At 64.4% G+C, this 17,555-nt stretch carries 18 protein-coding genes and 1 pseudogene; 11 read left to right on the top strand and 8 right to left on the bottom strand.

Annotation, left to right across the window (positions count from 1 at the left end):
* Positions 1 to 105: 105 nt before the first annotated feature.
* Genes IEY70_RS11445 through IEY70_RS11455 form a run of 3 tightly spaced genes read right to left on the bottom strand, consistent with a single transcriptional unit; the run spans position 106 to position 1,552 of the window.
* Entirely contained in the window at positions 106 to 351 is a 246-nt protein-coding gene (locus IEY70_RS11445) for a hypothetical protein (RefSeq protein ID WP_189065156.1), read from the bottom strand.
* Positions 348 to 539 (bottom strand): DUF7007 domain-containing protein, encoded by a 192-nt coding sequence (locus IEY70_RS11450; RefSeq protein ID WP_189065157.1) that lies wholly within the window; start codon positions 537 to 539, stop codon positions 348 to 350. The genes IEY70_RS11445 and IEY70_RS11450 overlap by 4 nt, the downstream gene beginning before the upstream one ends.
* A complete protein-coding gene (locus IEY70_RS11455; RefSeq protein WP_189065158.1) occupies positions 536 to 1,552 on the bottom strand; it encodes an acyltransferase family protein in 1,017 nt (338 codons plus the stop codon). The genes IEY70_RS11450 and IEY70_RS11455 overlap by 4 nt, the downstream gene beginning before the upstream one ends.
* Before the next feature lie 356 nt (positions 1,553 to 1,908).
* Here IEY70_RS11455 and IEY70_RS11460 point away from each other — a divergent pair, with 356 nt between their 5' ends.
* A complete protein-coding gene (locus IEY70_RS11460; RefSeq protein ID WP_189065159.1) occupies positions 1,909 to 2,493 on the top strand; it encodes a hypothetical protein in 585 nt (194 codons plus the stop codon).
* A gap of 6 nt (positions 2,494 to 2,499) precedes the next feature.
* On the opposite strand, the gene IEY70_RS11465 is transcribed toward IEY70_RS11460, so the two are convergent.
* On the bottom strand, positions 2,500 to 2,982 hold the full coding sequence (locus tag IEY70_RS11465) for a transposase (protein ID WP_189065160.1): 483 nt from the start codon (positions 2,980 to 2,982) through the stop codon (positions 2,500 to 2,502).
* 130 nt (positions 2,983 to 3,112) lie between these two features.
* Here IEY70_RS11465 and IEY70_RS11470 point away from each other — a divergent pair, with 130 nt between their 5' ends.
* The 6 genes from IEY70_RS11470 to IEY70_RS11495 all read left to right on the top strand — a co-directional run bounded on the left by IEY70_RS11470 (position 3,113) and on the right by IEY70_RS11495 (position 8,878).
* Positions 3,113 to 3,973 carry a hypothetical protein gene (locus IEY70_RS11470; RefSeq protein ID WP_189065161.1) on the top strand — a complete coding sequence of 287 codons (861 nt, stop codon included), beginning with the start codon at positions 3,113 to 3,115 and terminating at the stop codon, positions 3,971 to 3,973.
* Between the two features lies 1 nt (position 3,974).
* Positions 3,975 to 5,567 (top strand): hypothetical protein, encoded by a 1,593-nt coding sequence (locus IEY70_RS11475; RefSeq protein WP_189065162.1) that lies wholly within the window; start codon positions 3,975 to 3,977, stop codon positions 5,565 to 5,567.
* An 8-nt stretch (positions 5,568 to 5,575) separates the two neighbouring features.
* Complete coding sequence (locus tag IEY70_RS11480; protein WP_189065163.1) at positions 5,576 to 6,007, top strand: hypothetical protein; 432 nt, start codon at positions 5,576 to 5,578, stop codon at positions 6,005 to 6,007.
* Positions 6,004 to 6,984: a hypothetical protein gene (locus IEY70_RS11485; RefSeq protein WP_189065164.1), complete on the top strand. Its 981-nt coding sequence runs from the start codon at positions 6,004 to 6,006 to the stop codon at positions 6,982 to 6,984. The genes IEY70_RS11480 and IEY70_RS11485 overlap by 4 nt, the downstream gene beginning before the upstream one ends.
* A gap of 80 nt (positions 6,985 to 7,064) precedes the next feature.
* Entirely contained in the window at positions 7,065 to 8,210 is a 1,146-nt protein-coding gene (locus IEY70_RS11490; RefSeq protein ID WP_189065165.1) for an S-layer homology domain-containing protein, read from the top strand.
* A 77-nt stretch (positions 8,211 to 8,287) separates the two neighbouring features.
* Positions 8,288 to 8,878 carry a hypothetical protein gene (locus IEY70_RS11495; protein WP_189065166.1) on the top strand — a complete coding sequence of 197 codons (591 nt, stop codon included), beginning with the start codon at positions 8,288 to 8,290 and terminating at the stop codon, positions 8,876 to 8,878.
* Here IEY70_RS11495 and IEY70_RS11500 read toward each other — a convergent pair.
* Positions 8,875 to 9,147: an HNH endonuclease signature motif containing protein gene (locus IEY70_RS11500; RefSeq protein WP_189065167.1), complete on the bottom strand. Its 273-nt coding sequence runs from the start codon at positions 9,145 to 9,147 to the stop codon at positions 8,875 to 8,877. The genes IEY70_RS11495 and IEY70_RS11500 overlap by 4 nt on opposite strands.
* 474 nt (positions 9,148 to 9,621) lie before the next feature.
* Here IEY70_RS11500 and IEY70_RS21425 point away from each other — a divergent pair.
* From IEY70_RS21425 to IEY70_RS11510, 3 genes and pseudogenes are all read left to right on the top strand, one after another.
* Positions 9,622 to 9,864, top strand: a pseudogene (locus IEY70_RS21425) (Ig-like domain-containing protein); the annotation flags it as partial.
* Positions 9,865 to 9,879: 15 nt separating this feature from the next.
* Complete coding sequence (locus tag IEY70_RS11505; RefSeq protein ID WP_229777876.1) at positions 9,880 to 12,234, top strand: immunoglobulin-like domain-containing protein; 2,355 nt, start codon at positions 9,880 to 9,882, stop codon at positions 12,232 to 12,234.
* Positions 12,235 to 12,696: 462 nt separating this feature from the next.
* Complete coding sequence (locus IEY70_RS11510; protein WP_189065169.1) at positions 12,697 to 13,236, top strand: hypothetical protein; 540 nt, start codon at positions 12,697 to 12,699, stop codon at positions 13,234 to 13,236.
* 24 nt (positions 13,237 to 13,260) lie between these two features.
* Here IEY70_RS11510 and IEY70_RS11515 read toward each other — a convergent pair whose 3' ends face one another.
* The 3 genes from IEY70_RS11515 to IEY70_RS11525 all read right to left on the bottom strand — a co-directional run bounded on the left by IEY70_RS11515 (position 13,261) and on the right by IEY70_RS11525 (position 17,070).
* Complete coding sequence (locus IEY70_RS11515) at positions 13,261 to 13,959, bottom strand: hypothetical protein (RefSeq protein ID WP_189065170.1); 699 nt, start codon at positions 13,957 to 13,959, stop codon at positions 13,261 to 13,263.
* A gap of 233 nt (positions 13,960 to 14,192) precedes the next feature.
* Entirely contained in the window at positions 14,193 to 15,059 is an 867-nt protein-coding gene (locus IEY70_RS11520) for a hypothetical protein (protein ID WP_189065171.1), read from the bottom strand.
* Between the two features lie 13 nt (positions 15,060 to 15,072).
* Positions 15,073 to 17,070, bottom strand: a complete 1,998-nt coding sequence (locus IEY70_RS11525) for a TraB/TrbI/VirB10 family type IV secretion system protein (protein ID WP_189065172.1) — start codon at positions 17,068 to 17,070, stop codon at positions 15,073 to 15,075.
* A gap of 98 nt (positions 17,071 to 17,168) precedes the next feature.
* Here IEY70_RS11525 and IEY70_RS11530 point away from each other — a divergent pair, with 98 nt between their 5' ends.
* A complete protein-coding gene (locus IEY70_RS11530; protein ID WP_189065173.1) occupies positions 17,169 to 17,549 on the top strand; it encodes a hypothetical protein in 381 nt (126 codons plus the stop codon).
* Positions 17,550 to 17,555: the final 6 nt, after the last annotated feature.

Genomic DNA, 17,555 nt, shown 5'->3' on the forward strand with positions numbered 1-17,555 from the left:
GTGGCGGTAGGGCTTCCGATCAGTCACAGCTCACCAGCCTACCTGCGTTAAGTTGCCAGAACCCACCCAGCCCCGCGAGGGCCCCCACGTACACCACGAGCAGGGTCAGCACGCCCGCTGCCCCTGCACGTGCGTCCGCACGGCCCGCAGCAGCGTCACGGTGCCCGGCAGGAGCGCCGCGTCCACCTGCCCCACCAGCGTCAGGTCATCCAGGAGCGGCAGCAGCGCGGCGCACGCCGCCCGGTCGGGCGTCCCCAGCGCCGCGTACGCCGCGCGCAGCGTCCCCCCGGCCGCCTCGAACGCCCCGGCCTGCACTTGCCGCGCCCCCACCTCGAAGAGCGTCAGGGTCATGGCAACTCCAGGTGCGGGAACGCCTGCCGGATCATCACGCGCGCCGCGGCTGGGCGCGCGTTCACGGCCGCGTTCAGGTGGTACCCGCCGTGCGAGGGGGTCTGCACGAACGTCACGCCGGGCAGGAGCTCTTCGGCCGTGATGGACAGGCCCCACGGCGTCGGGATGAACGGGGTCTTCAGGGTCATGACACTCCAGGGGACACGCGCCGCGCGGCGCGGCGGAAGAAGGGCACGTTGACGGCATGAACGGCGTGCGCGACCAGCAGACACGCGGGCACGGCCAGCAGCGCACTCGCGCGGACGCCCAGCGCCGGGCCGAGCAGCCACACGAACACGACCATCACGGGAAAATGCGTGACGTACAGCGCGAAACTCCTCTCGCCCAGCCACTGCGCCGGGCCGGACAGCAGCCCGGCCGGGTTCAGGTCACGCACGGCCAGCAGCACCAGGCCCGCCCCGAGCGCCGCGGGCCAGCGCAGCAGGGCGTCGTCACTGCCCAGCAGGTGCCGGATCAGCAGCGTCACGGTGCCTACCACCAGCACGGGAATGAGCGCCGGTCGGGGGAGCGTGACGGGCCGCAGGGCCAGCAGCGCGCCCAGCAGGAACGCCGGCATGAGCAGCACCGGCCAGAACAGCGGGGTGAGGAGCGCGCTGCCGAGCAGCCACGGGATCAGGGCCCGCCAGCCCAGGCGGCGGGCGGACACGACCATCAGCGGCATCAGGACACTCGCGTACGTCTCGACGGCCATCGTCCACAGGGGCGGGTTGAGGCGGTTGGCGTCGTACCAGCCGCCCAGGCCCAGCGTGAGCGCGCCCATCACGTCGATCCCGTGCAGGCCCTCCCGCAGGAAGGGGAGCAGGCCGCCCGGCGCGACGTGCTCAGGGATCAACGCCGCGACGGGCCGCGCCACGAGCAGGCCCAGCAGCGCGCCCAACAGCGCGAGGGGGTACAGGCGACGCACCCGCGCGGCGTAGAACGCCCAGACGCCCGGGTACCGCGCGCAGCTCAGGGCCACGACGTACCCGCTCAGCACGAAGAACACGTCCACGGCCGGCGCGCCCAGGTGCCACGTCAGGTACCCGAACAGGTCCGGGCGGGCGGGGGCCACCCAGGGAACGTATGTCAGGGCGGACACGTGGCTGATCACCACGGCCAGGGCCAGGACGCCACGCAGGCCATCGAACGCTGGGATTCTCATGCTGCCTCCAAAGGTCGCGCGCCCCGGTGCGGTGGGGCGCGTCTCGCATGGTGGTCGCTGCGTGGTTCGTTCCTGCGGGGGCGGGGAGGGACGTTCAGCGGGGGGCGATGCGGGCACCAGCAGTCACGCGGGCCGGGTGTCCCTCCCGCGTCAAGACCAGGACTCACCGCAACCGGGACGGATTGAGGATGCTGACTACACCAAGTGAACCGTGGGGGGCAGCAGTCTACTGGGCGATCACCTTGAGGGCTCAATTCGAAGACGGGGGTCAGACGCGCTGCTTGTACCTGCCAGGGTATTCGCTCGACTGTAAAGACGGTCGAGGGGGGAGGCTATGCTCTATTTCAACAAGATGGATGGTAAACATCGGAATGTCTGACAACAGAGCCAAGACCATGCCAGAACTGAGCGAACGAGAAGTGAACGCTGCGCTGTGTCTAGGAGAACTGCAGGGGATGTTGCGGCGATGGGCGTCACGCGCTCCATCTCACCCATTGCTGGACAGTGCTCAGCGGGTAGTGGATTTGGCCACACGATGTGCGCCGCAGCAGCGTCCGGCCGCACTTACAGAAGCGGCGTTTCTGCTGCAGGTTGTCCCGGAGGAGGAGACCGATGCCCTGCATCTGGACCTGGCCATCATCTACCACGTCGTGACGCTGCTGACTGATCGGCAGACGCTCGACTGCATCATCATTCCGGTCTACGACGCAGGTCCGAAGCGGGCCTGGGGGCATCACGAGCGGCATCTGCCGTACCAAGGAGCGGGATATCCCAAGGGCTTCAAGGAAGCAGCTGAGCACCACCTGCATGTTGTCTCGATGCTGCTTACGGGAGCAGGCAGTCAACATGTCAGAATAAAGCTGTCCAGCGCGGTTAATCTTCTGTTTCACACCCTCATTCTGAGGTCAGAAGCCGTGCTGGACGTCCTTTTCGAAAACTGAAAGATGTCAGTCACCAGACGCTCGGTTTCGGGCTGTTCCGGCAGAGAAGCGCAGGTCACGGCTAAAAACTCCCTCCAGGACGCAACGGGGAAAACGACGTGCTGACCGACGTTTCTCTTCCTCTGCGCCCTCATGATGTCGTGTGGCACACGCCTCCAAGGGACGCGGAAACTCTTGATCGACAAAGTGCATGGACCAATTCAGCTGACCGTTTCGGTCCCCCTCACGCTGCAATGATGCCCAGATCGCTTGCCATACGCCTTGGGCGGTCCAGCGACTGTAGCGACTGGACACGGTCGTCCACTTCCCGAACCGTTCTGGAACGTCACGCCAGGGCGCGCCCGTGCGGAGTACCCAGATGATGCCACTGACAATCAGCCGGTGGGCCAGATAGGGTCGTCCCCAACCCATCAGAGGCGGTAAGAGAGGCTCCAGACGTGCCCACTGCTCATCGCTGATTTCTTCGCGCCACAGCGGAAGAATATACACCTCGTCGTTCCACTCCTGACCTTGGCCTACAGACCCTAATACCCTCTGGAAATTGGATTCCCGCCCGTCCTGGGCAGTAATCTGTTACCATCCCGCTATGCAACTATATAGAAAACTTATATCAGTTCTGTTGGTCGCAGCGGTCAGTGGCGGGGTGGTCAGTGCGGCCGGTGTGCCGCTGGTGGTGCAGGTCTCCGCCAGCGCCGCCGAGGTGAACGGGCGGACGATCACGCTCAGCCCGTCCTACCAGGTGGTGCTGGCGTTCCCCCAGGCCATTGATCTGGTAGGCGGCAGCAACACGGGCCTGTTCAGGGCCACCGTGCCGGACGCGCCCCAGGACCGGTACCTCCTGCTCGATGCGCTGGCCACCACGGGCACAGCCACCATCACCGTCATCACGGGTGGACGCGTGCTGCCCCTGACCCTGGTGATTGACGGCAAGGCCAGGACCGGCACCCGCAAGTACGTCTTCGTGGACGTCGAGGCCGCCGCACCGGAGACGGCCTCCACAGTGGCCGCTCCGGCCACCCTGAAGCTGACGGCCACGCCGGGGACGCCGCTCACAGTGATCCCACAGGCTGCCAGTGACGCCGCCCTGAACGCCGCCCGGGCCGATCTGGTGACGGCCCTCACGCGCATCCAGGACCTGAAGGGACAGGGTGCAGGCGCGGTCGCCGCTGCGGTCAGCCCCCTGCGTCTTGGGCTGACCGCGGCCGTCACGACCGGAGAGGCCACAGACGCGCTCACCCTGAGCGTGCAGAACACCGGCACGGGCGCGGTGACCCTCAATGCGGACGACCTGCAGCTGTGGGTGGACGGGCGGCGCGTGCAGGTGCAGGCCGAGGACCTGGAAGTGGACGCGGGCGAAACCCAGCGCCTGAACCTGGATCTGGGCCTGAAGCTGCGCGCAGGCGACGCCGTGCGGGTAACGTGGCTGGCCGGGGACGGCCGCGCCCTGAGCCGCCTGGAGACCACCACCCAGGCGCAGTGACATGAAACGCCTCACTGCCCTCACGCTGGCCTGCTGCGCCGCCTGTGCCGGTGCGCAGGGCATCCCCGGTCTGACCACCCTGCCGGGTCTGCCGACCCTGCCCGCGCTGCCCGGCGTGCGTGACGTGTGGGGCGGGTCAAGCCCGACCCTGCCCACCCTGCCGGTTCTCCCCCCAATGCCCTCTCTCCAAGACGTGGACCCCTCCCTGCTGACCGGCACGCGGAACGATCCGCCCCCCACCTACACCCGCAGGAACGTGTTCTCGTTCCCCGACGAGCGCCTGGGCGTGCTGACCAGAGGCAAGTGGCCCATCCTGGAGGTCATCAACGTGCAGAAGCAGGCGGAGTGGCAGAAGAACGCCGCCGCCTGCAGGCAGCAGCAGCAGGGCAGGGCGCCCGCCGGCGGCGCCGTCAGCTGCCCGCAGTACGAGTGGACGGTGCCCCTGTCCCTGGAGAGCGAGTCGAAGGACGCGGCCACCGGCATCCGCAGGGCCTGGCAGCGCTTCGAGGACCGCTACTGGTGGCGGGCGCAGACGAACCTGAACAACACCTCCATGGTGCCCGTCCACTGCTGGCTTGGCCTCGGCATGGGCGGCCTGGACACCAGGCCCGCCACGGTCAGGACCACCGTGGACCGCAGCGACGTTCCAGATGTGCTGGCCAGCAGGATCCCGACCAGTACCCCAGAGAACGACCTGCACCTGGACAGTTACTGGCCGTTGCCGCAGGTGCCTCCAGGGGACTTCTGCGATGGCCTGCACTGGAAGGTCAACTTCATGTACCTGCCGGGCGGCTGCACGTACTTCTTCGGTGTCCGGACCTTCTGCCTGCAGGGCAACGACGCTGTGACGGGCCCAGGGGTGGCACCCATCTACTTCAACATGGGAGAGGCGCAAGGCAGGGTGTTCGACGCCATGCAGCACGCCGCCACCGTGTACTACCCCCAGTACCAGGCGGACGCCCTGGCGGAGATGCTGCCGCCCAGGCGCCGGGGGCTGTTCATGCTGCCGTGGAATGCACACCTGCCCGGTCAGGGCGCGATGGTCGCGCCCGTCATGAACCAGGACGTGAGCCTGACGCAGTTCACCGACCTGGCCCAGCGGGCCGGGGACGCCCTGGGGGACGTGTACCGGCCCACCAGCCCCCTGTACTACTTCCAGAGCGTGAAGCGACTCCCGGCTCTGGACGTGTTCTCCCTGCCGGGGCGAAAGGACCTGCTGGGGTCCCCGCCCGGCGTGTGGAAGTTCGAGGAGTTCAAGCGCACGCTCGGGCCCAGCAATCCCGTCTATTACGATCTGTTCGGGTACGCCACGTGGTTCCAGACCTGGAACCAGCTGGACGCGGCGATCCTGCCGGAGCCGCTGTCCGCCAGGCCGCTGCGCACCCTGACCTTCTTCGCCGGAGCCATCGACCATTACGTGGACTTCAGCGGTATCCACGAGGTGCCCGTGCCCACCGGCGTGCTGGTACCCCCCTACCACCTGCCCTTCCTGAACTACCGCGTGCACTACACCTGGACGAGCGTGCCCGAGGGTTACGACATTCCGCGGGTCAGCGGCACCCCGGCTTTCGATTACGGCCCGGTCGTGCGGTGAGGAGTTCCATGAACCACCTGCTCACCGCGCCGCTGCTGCTGGCCACCCTGGCGGCCGCGCAGCCCCCGCCCGGCACCCCCCAGGTCAAAGCGGCCGTCATGACCGAGACCCAGCTGCTGCCGCTGCTGACCGGCGAGGTACTCATCCTGGGCAGCGAATTCCCCGGGCGGCTGTTCCAGAAAACCGTGCTGGAGCGCCTGAAAGTGGGGACCCTGCGGGTCCGTGTGCTGACCGGCAAGGACAGCCTGGCCTACTTCGCGCCCGTGCAGCAGGCGGGCGGTGTGGTCAGGGCCTTCCCCGGCAGGATCACCGGCGCCGTCGCCGTGGCGGGCGGCAGCCTGATCGTGGCCAGGGGTAACGGGTATCAGGTCGTGAGCGGCCCTGGCGTGGCCGCCAGCGTGCAGTCCCAATTCGAATCCGCCTGGAGGTTTGCCAAATGAACACGTCCGCAAAAAACTACCCTCTGCTGCTGCTGGCCCTGCTGGTCACGGCCTGCGGCGCCGCGACCGAAATCACCGAGGGCAACCCCCCCACCCAGGGCATCACGGCCCAGGTGAGCGGCAATAACCTCACGGGTGACCAGGGCACCGTCTACGGCGGCGGCGCGGTCACGATCACGCTCACCGGCCCCGTCGAGCAGGGAACGCCCGTGACCTGGAGCGTCAGTCAGGGGGCCATCGTGGGCCAGGGCCTCAGCGCGACCCTGCCGTACAACGACATCAACCGCCAGGTCCTCACCGGTCAGCCCATCACCGTCACGGCCACCGTCACCACACCCTCCGGCGCCGTGCCGATCACCGTGCCGCTGCGGGTGGACGATCAGGCGCCCCAGGCGAACGGCGGCGTCACCGCGACCGTTCCCGGCCGCCCGGCCTTCTTCGTTGGTGAAAACGCCGAACTGCCCGGCACGGCCACCTTCCAGGCCAGCTTCACGGACGCCGGCGTGGGCCTGAACCCCGTGAAGCTCAGCGCGTACCTGCGCGGTCTGCCGGTGCTGGGCGACGTACGCGCCGCGGGTGAACTGCCCGAGGCGCGCGGCTACACGCTGCGCGTGGACGTGATCAGTGACCGCCTCGGCAACCGCGTCGATGTGCCACCCGGCACGGTCGCCGGGCCGTTTAACGTGGACCTCACGGCCCCTGTCGTGACGGGCAGCGCGCCGCAGGGAGCCAGGATCCAAGGCAGCACGGTCCTGACCTTCACCGGCACCGACCCGCTGCGCGCCGACCGCACGCCCGGCAGCGGCGGCGTCACCCTGACCAGCGACCAGGGCGGCACGGGCAGCGGCAACACCCTCACCCTGACCGGCGCGCAGCTGCGCGCGGGCGGCGCCAGTGGCCCGGTCACCATCACCGTCACCGCGACCGACGCCGCGGGCAACGCCACGACCTTCATTCAGACCGTCACCCTGGAGTGACCCGGATGCCGTCTGCTCCTTCCCGCTCCGCTCGGAAAGGTTATCCAAACCTTCCCACCGGAATTCCTGATGAGGTGCCCATGCGAACCACCCTCCTTCTTGCTGCCCTCGCGCTCGGCGCGGCCAGCGCCCAGACCACCCCTGCGGTTACCCTGGTGCCCACCCCTGCGGCCAGTGTCACTATCACCGACGTCCCGGCTGGCCACTGGGCGCGGGAAGCGATCGGCGTGCTGATGGGCCGGGGCCTCCTGCAGGGCTTCCCTGATGGAAGCTTCAGTGGACAGGCGCCCCTCACCCGTTACGAAGCGGCCACCCTCCTGTACCGCCTGCTCACCAGTGGCACGCTGTCGCAGGTGCAGCTGACCCCTGCCGACATGCAGGCCATCGCCAGGGGGCTCGAAGAGGTCACGGCTGAGATCCTGACCCTCAGTGCCCGGCTGAACGTGGCTGAAGCGAAGAACCGGGACCAGGACGCCCGACTGTCCACCATCGAGGGGCAGGCGCCACTGGTGGGGGCCCGCCTGGATGCCGTGGAGGCGGCTGTGCTGGCCACGGCGCCGCTGCTCGACGGGACGGTGCCCCGCGGCGAGTACCTGGCCCTGCAGGCCCGCGTGGCCGCCCTGGAAACGGAGCGGGCGGCGAACGTCCCGGCGCCCGCTCCCACCGTGGCGCAGGCCCAGGTGTCGGCGCCCGCCGCGCCGGTCACGCCAGCTGTCACCACCCCAGCGTTCCCACCCGCGCAGAAGGCTCCCGGAGAGCCCCAGCAAAACGCGTCACAGCCCCGCAACCTGTACCTGGGCCTGACCGCCACCACACCGGTCAGCAGCGAAGTGCGCGTGGGGGGAGAAGCAACCCTGGGCATGAAGAACGCCGTGGCGGGGTTCGGCGTGCAGGTCAGTGCAGGCTACCGGCCCAGCGCGAAGGCCTTCACGGCTGAAGCGGCCCTGACGCGGCCATTCGCCTTTCAGGGCGTCACGCCCTACGCCGGCGTGGGTGCGGGCGCGGCGTTCAGTCCGCGGCGCGGCGCGATCACCGAGAACGCGACCGACTCCTACCTGAGTGGCCTGGTGGGCGTGGACTACCCCTTCAATGAGAGCGTCGCATTCACCGGGGAGCTGGGCGTGCGGTACTTCCTGTCGAATCACGGGTACGCCTCGGGCCTGGACGCAGGCGTGGAGCGCGGGGTAAGTCCGGGTGCCAGACTCGGGGTGAAGTTCCGGTTCTGACCCAGTGGCGGCAACTGACCCGTCGTCACGCCCAGATGAGGCACCAGCGGCGGGTCATGGGCCTGTAATGTGACGGCATGCAAGACGCCGACCTTCACGCCATCCTGCAGAACCTCGCAGACTGGGGTGGCTGTGAACTGAATGACTTCAACACGACGTTCGGGGAGTCAAACCTGAACGTCATCAAACGACGCCATTACGCGGAACAGATCGACACGCCGTACGGGCAGATCCTGTACCTGACGCGAGAAGGGCGCCTGGCGGTGGGCCTCACCAACCTGTACCACCCCACGGTGCAGGCCCTGGTGAACAACGTGGCAGTGCGGCGGGCCGTGGCCGCCCTGACGGCCGAAGGGTACACCAACCCCAAACCGCGTATGTACGGCAACGCCCACGCGCAGATGACCGACCCGGACGGAAAGATGGTGTGCGTGAGTGCGCGGGCCACGTCGTTCAACTCGCACTCCATCCGCCTGCTGGCCGGGCGGCTGTTCGACGGGACCCGGCCGGAGCTGTCGCGTCTGTTCGTGTTCGTGCCCAAAGCGAAACGCTTCCGGACGCTCCATGACCGCTACCCCCTGGAGATCCGCGAGGTGGACATGCCGCAACCGCTGCAAGCGAAAGTTCCGGCATCCAGAGGCAGGAAGAAAGCCGCAGCGGATGTCTAACCGTCGAGTGGGCCCAGCAGCTCATGCGGATCGAACAGCGGACTCTGCCCGCTGGATTTTTTGCGTTCCAGATGCTCCAGGGCCATGTGCAGGCTCTGGGAGCGCAGCACCTGAAGATTCTCTGGGCGGTTGTCCCCCTTGTCCCCGTTAAGGTGGTGCACCACCTCGCCCGGCGCGAGCGGGCGGCCCAGGGTGGCCTCTGCCACGAGCCGGTGCTCACGCACCTGCACCTTGCGCTGCGCGTCCCAGATTCGCCGGTAGGGAGCCATAAATCATCTTATAGGCTCGATCGGCCCCTGCTCTATCGCTCATTTGAGCAAGGATGAGGGACATGAGTGTTCTATGTTGGACGCGTGAAACGTATTTTCGTCCTCTTCGTGGCTTTAAGCTTAGCTGGATGTGGAAACTCATCGCCGCCAATCACTCCAGTTCCCCCCGGACCTGTACAGCCTCCTGCCACAACGACCGAACAAGTCCAGTTCAACATCACCTGGCCTGACGCAGCCAGTCAGGCCTTGAGTCCTAGTGCCAAAAGCATCACGATCACTGCCGCTTCATCTGCCAGTCCAGGTGTGGTTGCCGCAACAGTCACCATCAACCGGCCCGCCTCTCAGGCCACCCTCCGCGCACCTCTGGGGACGACCATTTTCACGGCTAGAGCCTATGATCAGGCCGATGGGCAGGGAAAATTACTAGGACAAGGCGCCACTCAACAACAGATCACTGCAGGGACTACGAATACTGTGGTTCTCTCATTGAACAACATCGTTGACCGAGTCACGGTATCGGCCCCAACAGCGGACTTGGCACCAGGCGACTCACTACAAGCCACGGCTACCGCGTACGACGCCGCGAATAGCACTGTCATCGGGAGTACCTTTAATTGGACAACTGGGGATTCACGTGTCGCCACGGTAAGCACGGGCGGACTTGTGACGGCAGTCGGTGTCGGCACAACCACCGTCAGTGCAACCGACGCTGCCAGCGGAAAACAGGGGACCATGACCATCACGGTCACGCAGACGGGCGTCACGGTTCAAACCCTGACTCTCGGACCCGGTACCGGTAGCATTCCACGGGGATCTTCGGTGCAGTTCACCGCTCAAGCTTTAGATTCCGCGCAGCAGCCTATTCCTGATGCGGTCTATACGTACATCAGTAGCAACCCCGGTGTCCTGAACGTAGACAGCCGTGGTCAGGGGCGCGCGCTTGGTGAAGGGACTGCAACCATCACAGTAAAGAGTGGTAGCAAAACCACAACAGCGTCTCTTACGGTAACGGCGAGTAGTACTGCGCTCTCTGGGGCTCTCTGGAAAGCTGTCGAGCCAGTCAGACCTTTGCAGTTACGTGATCTTGGCCAGGACGCAGACGGAACGTTCTGGGGATTTGGCACACGCTTGAATGAAGCACGCTTGTTCCGCTCGGCAGATGGAAAAAACTGGGCACCAGTCTATATGAATAACACGAGTGCTCCCGCCTGCAATGCGCTTTACAGCACTTCGGCTAAAGTGACGCTGGCGGCTTTTTCAAAAGACAATCTCTGGCTGACATGTAATGATACGCTCTATCAAAGCGTAAACGGCGGACTTTACTGGATGGAGAGGCTCACGGATTCGAGCCTCGACGGTGAACGAGTGAAGCTGAACTTGGCCAATCCTAATCTGATGGTGATTGGTGGTATCTATTCGAGTGATGCTGGGAAGACCTGGAAAAAGCGTTCATATGGCAATGACCTGACAATTTCGGGTGCTTACTCAAAGACTATTTTTGCTGCTACTGAGAAAAGCCTTGACCAGGGGGTAACATGGCAGCCTTATGGCAAGCCTTTTGCCTCGCCAGCTGCATTTAGTGTTCAAGGCGAAGCAATCACGCCCGCGGGGCAGTTGATGCAGGTTGTGGGCGCCGATATTGCAGGGGTTTGGACAACGGGACTTTACGTTAGTGGTGATCTTGGCGCCACGTGGACAAAAAAATCATCGCTTTCCATTCCAAAATATGCGAAGGTTTTATTCACCTTCTACAAACCTCAGCCTACTGTGATGTATGTCCAGTGGCCAGACGGTTTGGCAATCAGCCAGGACTCAGGGGCAACTTTCAAAGTTGTTAGCTCGAAATATGCCTTCCCGGATGAGGGTGATTCGAGCGTGATATATCGTCCACTGCCAGTATCGCAGGTTGGAAATACATATAATACTATAGAAGGCCTCAGTCGTTCGTTAGACGGCGGAATCACTTGGACGGACATCGTAAACCCGATCTACCCTTCTGGAAATAATTACCCATTGAGAAATGTTCGGGTGCTGAGGGACAAGGATGGTCGCGTCCTTGTCGCTACGGGATCTGGATTATGGGCTGCCCCTGGAGCAAAGGACACATTCAGCAGTGCTGGAAACAACCTCGGGTTGACCATCCAGCCCAGTCAGGCAGGGGTCATTGATCGGACGCAGGCCTCACGCCTCTTCGCAATCACATCGGATGAATACTATGGGCGTGGCAAGCCTTACCTCACAGAAACCACAGGAAGCCAATGGCTGAAGCTTGACACTGCGTCACTGCAGTCCCTGACGCAGAACGGCGTGACGGCCACAATTTGGCACGGGGCAACTAGCATGGGCGACGTGCTCACCTCCACTGACAGCGGCCTCTCATGGTCCTGGACAGGCCGCGTCCCGTTCAATCAGGATGGCCAGGGGGCAGCGTCACTGGTGCTGCGGGCGAGCCGGCAGAACACTGCTCGTCTGTACGCTCTCTCCCCTGCTGGCGTGCACCGCAGTGAAAACAGTGGACAGACGTGGCAGTGGGCATCAGTCAACCTGCAACATGCCTCGGGGACTGACCTGAGTGTCGATCCACTCAACGATCAGACGGTCTACCTGGCCACAAATCACGCCGGGATCTACAAGACGACGAATTCCGGTCAGGACTGGAAGGCTGTGAACAACGGTCTGAGCAACTTGGAGGTTCGGTGCTTGGCGATTTCGCCGGATGGCAGCAGTCTGCTCGCTGGGACCAATGATGGTGGCGTCTACCGCTCATTGGACCGGGGAGGTACGTGGGAGTTTGTGAGCAGCCTTCTGCAATCCTACGCCGTGACAGATGTTGAATTCGATCCATCTGATGCCAATGTGGCCTACGCTACCACCACGGGTGGAGTCTACAAGACGGTTGACAAAGGAAGCTCGTGGGTCATGGCGAGTAAGGGGCTCACCAGCCCATATATAACATGGGTCCAGGTTAGTTCCGATGGGAAGACGCTATACTTGGGTACAAATGACCAGGAAGTATTTACCGGTTCGCCGTCTTCAAATACGGGCGCGGATTTCCGGACACAGTCAATTCAGAGGACGATGAATTGATTATCATTGTAATTTAATGCGCTTCCTGGTGATGGCGGAGATTTCTATCCAAAAACTAGGCGATCAGTTGATGGAATATCTAAGTAGTGCTTAGTTTATTGTGGCAAATATAAGCGTTATTGAGTTCCTGAATAATTTGATAGTGTGCCAAATTGGCGCTGATTCTGACTTTGGGCAGGATGGCGGGCGGCGCCAAAGGTTTACCAGAACCTTGACTGCTGCACCAAAGACCCGCGAATCAAGGTGCGAAGCGGCAATTTGGCAACTGAAGTTTTGTGAAGCAATCTACAATGGGGGGCTACCCCCCCCCATGAGTGCTCAAATTGCGAACGCACTGAAGAAAATTGTTTATAGACTGCCGCCGGCAGTAGTGAGACTGCTCTCTTGGCCAAGGTTAATCACATTAGCTTGAATTCTATTAAGCTATTGGAATCTTTGGATATATAAATATAGGAGAAAAGAATGAAAAGAATCAGCGCTCTACTCCCATTGGTCATTTTAACGGCATGTGCGCCAACAACATATGAAAACCCGTGGACGAATTTCGGAGTTTATACATATGATCAGGAAGGAAATAAAACTGGTGACTTCACTCGCAAAACGGGTGATCTTTTCCTCAAGTTCGATCCTCGCCCTGACCAGATTAATTTTGGTGTCCGCAATGATGGTAAGGAGAACGCTTTTATTATCTGGGATGAAAGCACGCTTGTTTATGGAGGCGGAAAGACAAGTCCCGTTATGCATATTGGTATCAAGTATACAGATCGCTCCAATGCGCAAAAGCCCTCTGTTATTCCTCCCGGAGCTTATCTATCGGAAGCTGTCATCCCGATTAATCTTGTTGAATGGATTGATGGAAACCGCTATGTTGCTGGGCGCTGGATACAAAATAATTTCGTGGTTCCGGTCGAGGGAAGTCAATCAATTCTCTATCTCGTGGTTCAGGACGGCACCGGAAAGCGGACCGAAAAATTCACTTCGATTGTATTCAAGGCTAAATGATCAAATATAATGCAGTGACTGCAATTATTTTTGCAATGAAAAGGGGGAGCGGTAGCCAGGGAAGCGGGTCCACTCGCGCTGCGCGAGGGTGCTGGTGCCGGCACTGAGGTACACCGAGTGGGTGGTGTCCTCTTGCCCCCAGGCGGTATCCACCAGGCCCGCCAGGCCGTAAGGGATCTGCCCCAGGAAGGTCAGGGCGTCACTGTGCAGGAGCACCGCGTCAGCCTGATCGGCGGCGGCGCACCAGGTCTCAAGCCCCAATGCGTCGAGGTCACGCGTGAGGAGCAGCAAAGTCAGTTCGGGAATGCGGGCCGCGGCGCGCTGCACGGCCAGCAGGTCCACGTGGGGCAGGTTGTGGCCCAGGCCGTCGAGCACCAGGAGCAGCGGCCGTCCGGTGCGCTCTATCTGCGTCAGTTCGTACAGCAGGCCTTGTAGGCCGTCGGAGAGCGTGGTGCCCAGGTGCTGAGCCCAGCTGGCATCGAGCACCACCTTGCGGCCCGCCGCGAGGTAGACCGGCGCCTCGTAGGTCAGCCAGTCACCGGGTGCGGTCGAAGGCATGTCCCGCAGGCGGAACGGAAGGGCGTCGAGGTGCCTGTACCGCCCGAAACGGCGCTGCTCGGAATACCCGATATAGCCGTCTTCCTGCACCAGAAGCACCGGCCCTGGCCAGTGCAGGGCTGCGCGAAGGGCCAGGCCGCTTTTGCCTCCCTGACGTGGCAGCATGATCAGTCCGCAGCGCGTCTCTGGTGGAAGGAAGAGGGGGCCTGCGGCAGCGCCTGGGACTTCTGCGCTGCTCTGTGAGGCATGCAGCCCAGGCTGAGCCCTTCCCAGGAGGACACGTGGGCGCGAATCTGCCTGGAATGACGGGAGCGCAGTGGACAGGGCGTTTCGCACGCGGCCAAGGGTCGAAATCATGACACCTTCCCTGCCCCGGTCGCGGGGCGGGCGCACAGGGGTCAAGGGCGCGTTGGGGGAGCTGGTGTGTACGCGTCCAGGTACCGCCAACCTCGTTTCTTCAGGGTCCGGGGTCCGGCCGCACTGAGGTACACCGCGCTGGGGCGCTGATCCGCCGTCTGCACGACGTCCGCCAGATGATTGAGCCGCGTGGGGCCTGCGTGCCCCAGCAGCGCCGCCGCGCCGGTGCCGTCGAGCAGCACGGAATCCGCCCACTCCAGGTGGTCCACCCAGTCATAGACGTCGTTGAGCCCTGCCACCCGGCTCAGTCCCATCAGCGTGAGGTTGGGGACCAGCGTGGCCGCCTTGCGGATGGCCGCGAAGTCGATGGCAGGCAGGTTGTGGTAGAGACCGTCAATCAGCACCAGCGCTGGCCGTCCGGTCCCGCCCATGTGGGCCAGCATGTGGGCCAGTTCGAGCAGCAGCGTCTGAAGACCCTGGGAGAGTTCAGTCTGCAGGTACTGACTCCAGCTGGCGTCGAGCACGACTTTGCGGCCCGCCGAGAGGGAGATCGGGGCGTCATGCTCAAACCAGTTGGTGAGTGCAGTTGGGGAGGTCAGCGGCAGCTCTCTTAAAGAGAAGCGCACCATGTTCCTGGGCAGGTGGTAGCCGGAGCTGTCGCCCTCCCATACCGCATCGTGTGACGGGTCCTCCATGACCAGGAGGACCGGCCCTGGCCACGTGCGCGCCGCGTGCAGGGCAAGCTCTGTCTTCCCTGAGCGCGGGCCCATGGAGATCATGGCGCACTGGTGCCCTGGCGTGAGAACGAGTGGACGGCCGTGGTCGAAGCCCAGGTGGGCCTGCGGGGGGCGCAGGCCAGGGACCAGTCCGGTCAGGATGTCTTTCAAGCGGCGCAGCGGTTCAGTCATGCAGGGCCGCCCCTTAATTCCGGGGCGTCGAGACGCCCAGCATGACGAGGAGCGGCGTGTCACGTTCAATCCGCATGGTGCGGATGACGCTCTGGTTGCCCTGCGGTAGCTGGAACAGTTGCCCGATCTGCCCGGCGAGCACGGCCGCTAGCGGCGGGGCGTTGCGGTCCTGCACGGCCACGCCGCCCTGGATGGTGGTGCGCCCGGCACTGGCCAGGCCCTGCGCGTAGGTGTTCAGGCCGTTCAGGGCTGAGCGCATCACGTCCTGAAGGAAGGCCGGTGAGCGGTCCTGCACGGCCCCGCTGAGCCCCAGCTGGTAGGCCGGGTCGTAGGCCAGCGCCTGCACCTGATACGTGCGGCCACCTTGGATGAGACGGTCAAACAGCACGTCCATGCGCCCGGTCTCGGGATTGGGCTGCGCGGTACCCACCCAGATCCCCGCCTCCGATTCCGCCACTGCCGGGACGGGCCGCCCGAGGGGCGCTTCCAGCACCGTGATCAGCCGGGCCGGGACCGCAGAGACAGGGTGCAGACCTGTTGTTGCGAACTCCTGCGCGGACGCGTCGTTGATGGACGGGCTGGAGGTCATCAGAGTGGCATCCCTGCCGCTGCCCGGAGCGGAGGTCGTGGGCGCCCCCGCTTGCGCTTTGGCCGTGTAGATCACGTTGGTCTCCGGGCGGGCACTGGCATTCCCCCGGCCGGCGTACACCACGCCCCCGCCAGCTGGGCCCACTGGATCGGCCACTCCCTGCGCCTCCGTGACCGGCACTGTGCCCGCCACAGCGGGGGTGCCGCCGAAGTAATCAGCAGGGGCGGGGGTGGGTGCGGCGCTGGGCTCACCACTCACGGTGCCACCGGGAACCGCGGTGGGCTGCCCCTGAGCCGGGGTAGGGGTCACGGGGCGGCTGGTGCGGTACACGACGCTGGACGCGGCACTGGGTGCAGCGGCGCTGGTGTCACGGCGCCCACTGGCGTACACGACCTGTCCCGCCGGTGCTGCCCCTGCGCCCGCCATCCTGCTGCCCCCATTGACGCCTGCGCTGCCAGGGGGACTGGTGCCCGCAAGGGTGCTGCCCTGAACGGTACGTCCAGTGCTGGCGGCCCCTGTGACGGGTCCACTGCTGGCGCGGCCTGTGCTTCCCTGGCCGAAGCTGGAGCCAGACTCAGGCGACAGAACGATGGGGCGGCCCATCTCTGCCGGAGTGGGGGTGGTGGGCAGGGTCACGCTGGAGGCCGGGGGTTGAATGGGCGTGGGGACAGGTGAGCTGTCGGGGATGATCATGGGCGCGCTGCCGCTGGGCAGTGGTGTGCTGAAGACGGGCGGCGCCTCCTCAGGCGGGGCCGGAACGTTCGCAAAAGCAGAGGGCGGCGGTGTCCTGGCCGCGGCGGGCGCAGACTGCGGTGGTGCCGCCGTGCCTGCCGGGCTGGTGGGGACGCTGCCGGGGGGCTTTCCGAGGGCAGTGCCTGCGGCGCCACTGGACAGGTCCGTGGCGGCCATAATCTGGGCGTCTGTGGGCTGGTTCGACCCACTCGTTTCGCCAACTGCACCCTGGCCACCCTTCCCGCCGTTGCCCGTCTTTCCTTCCAGCAGGCCTGCGTTCCTGCCGACAGGTTTGGCGAAGTAGGCCACGGTGTACACGCCGAAGATCAGCAGGGTTCCGGTCAGGAGCACCACGGCGCCCCGCTGCTTGTTCAGCACCAGTTTGCCGAAGCTGCTCCGGCGCCACCACAGGCGTTCCGTGGCCTGTGCGCGCAGCTGCCGCGCCCTGGCCCTGGAGCTGAGGGGAAGGTCGTTGAGGTCGTCGGTGCCCACGGCCTCCTCCGGGTCCGGCGCGGGCGGTTCTGGCCGGGCCTCGTCCAGCATCTCCGCGTAGATGGGGTGCTCCAGGCGCATCCGCTCAAGAAACGGCTCCAGATCTGGTGAATCCGCCTCGGGGACCGGTTCGCCCAGGGCCTCGCTGATCTGACGTGCGGCGTCGCGGTAGGCGTCGCGGTCCAGGGTGGTCGTCATGGGCTGAGTATATAAGTTGATCTATAAAGTTGCATCATTTACACTCCGAAACACCCACGCCCAGGCGGCGAAAAAAATGGGATGACATGGAGGGTGAAATGACGGAAGGCAACAGGATGGGGGCGACTTCTCGCATGGCGCTGCAGGTCCAGGGAGCCCAGTGGCGGCGGTTCGTGGTGGCCATGATGGTGGTCACCGGCGCGCTGTCCCCCGCACTCGCGGCGACCTCGGGCGGGAAAAACGATCCCTCCGACATCATCAAAAACGGTGTCTGCGGGAGCAACGGCTCGGGTCTGATGGGCTTCGTGACCAACCCCATCTTCGTCGGGGTGGCGCTGGCGGTCGGCGTGGCGATCTGGGGCTGGAACCAGTACTTCGGCCAGATGGACTCCACCGTGGCCCTCAAGCGCGGCTTCATCGGCATGGTGGCCGTGCTCTGCTGCTCCACCATCGCCGGTCTGTTCATCACCGGCTGCTGAGGGCAC

It is taken from the genome of Deinococcus seoulensis (genome assembly GCF_014648115.1).
GTDB classification, from domain to species: domain Bacteria; phylum Deinococcota; class Deinococci; order Deinococcales; family Deinococcaceae; genus Deinococcus; species Deinococcus seoulensis.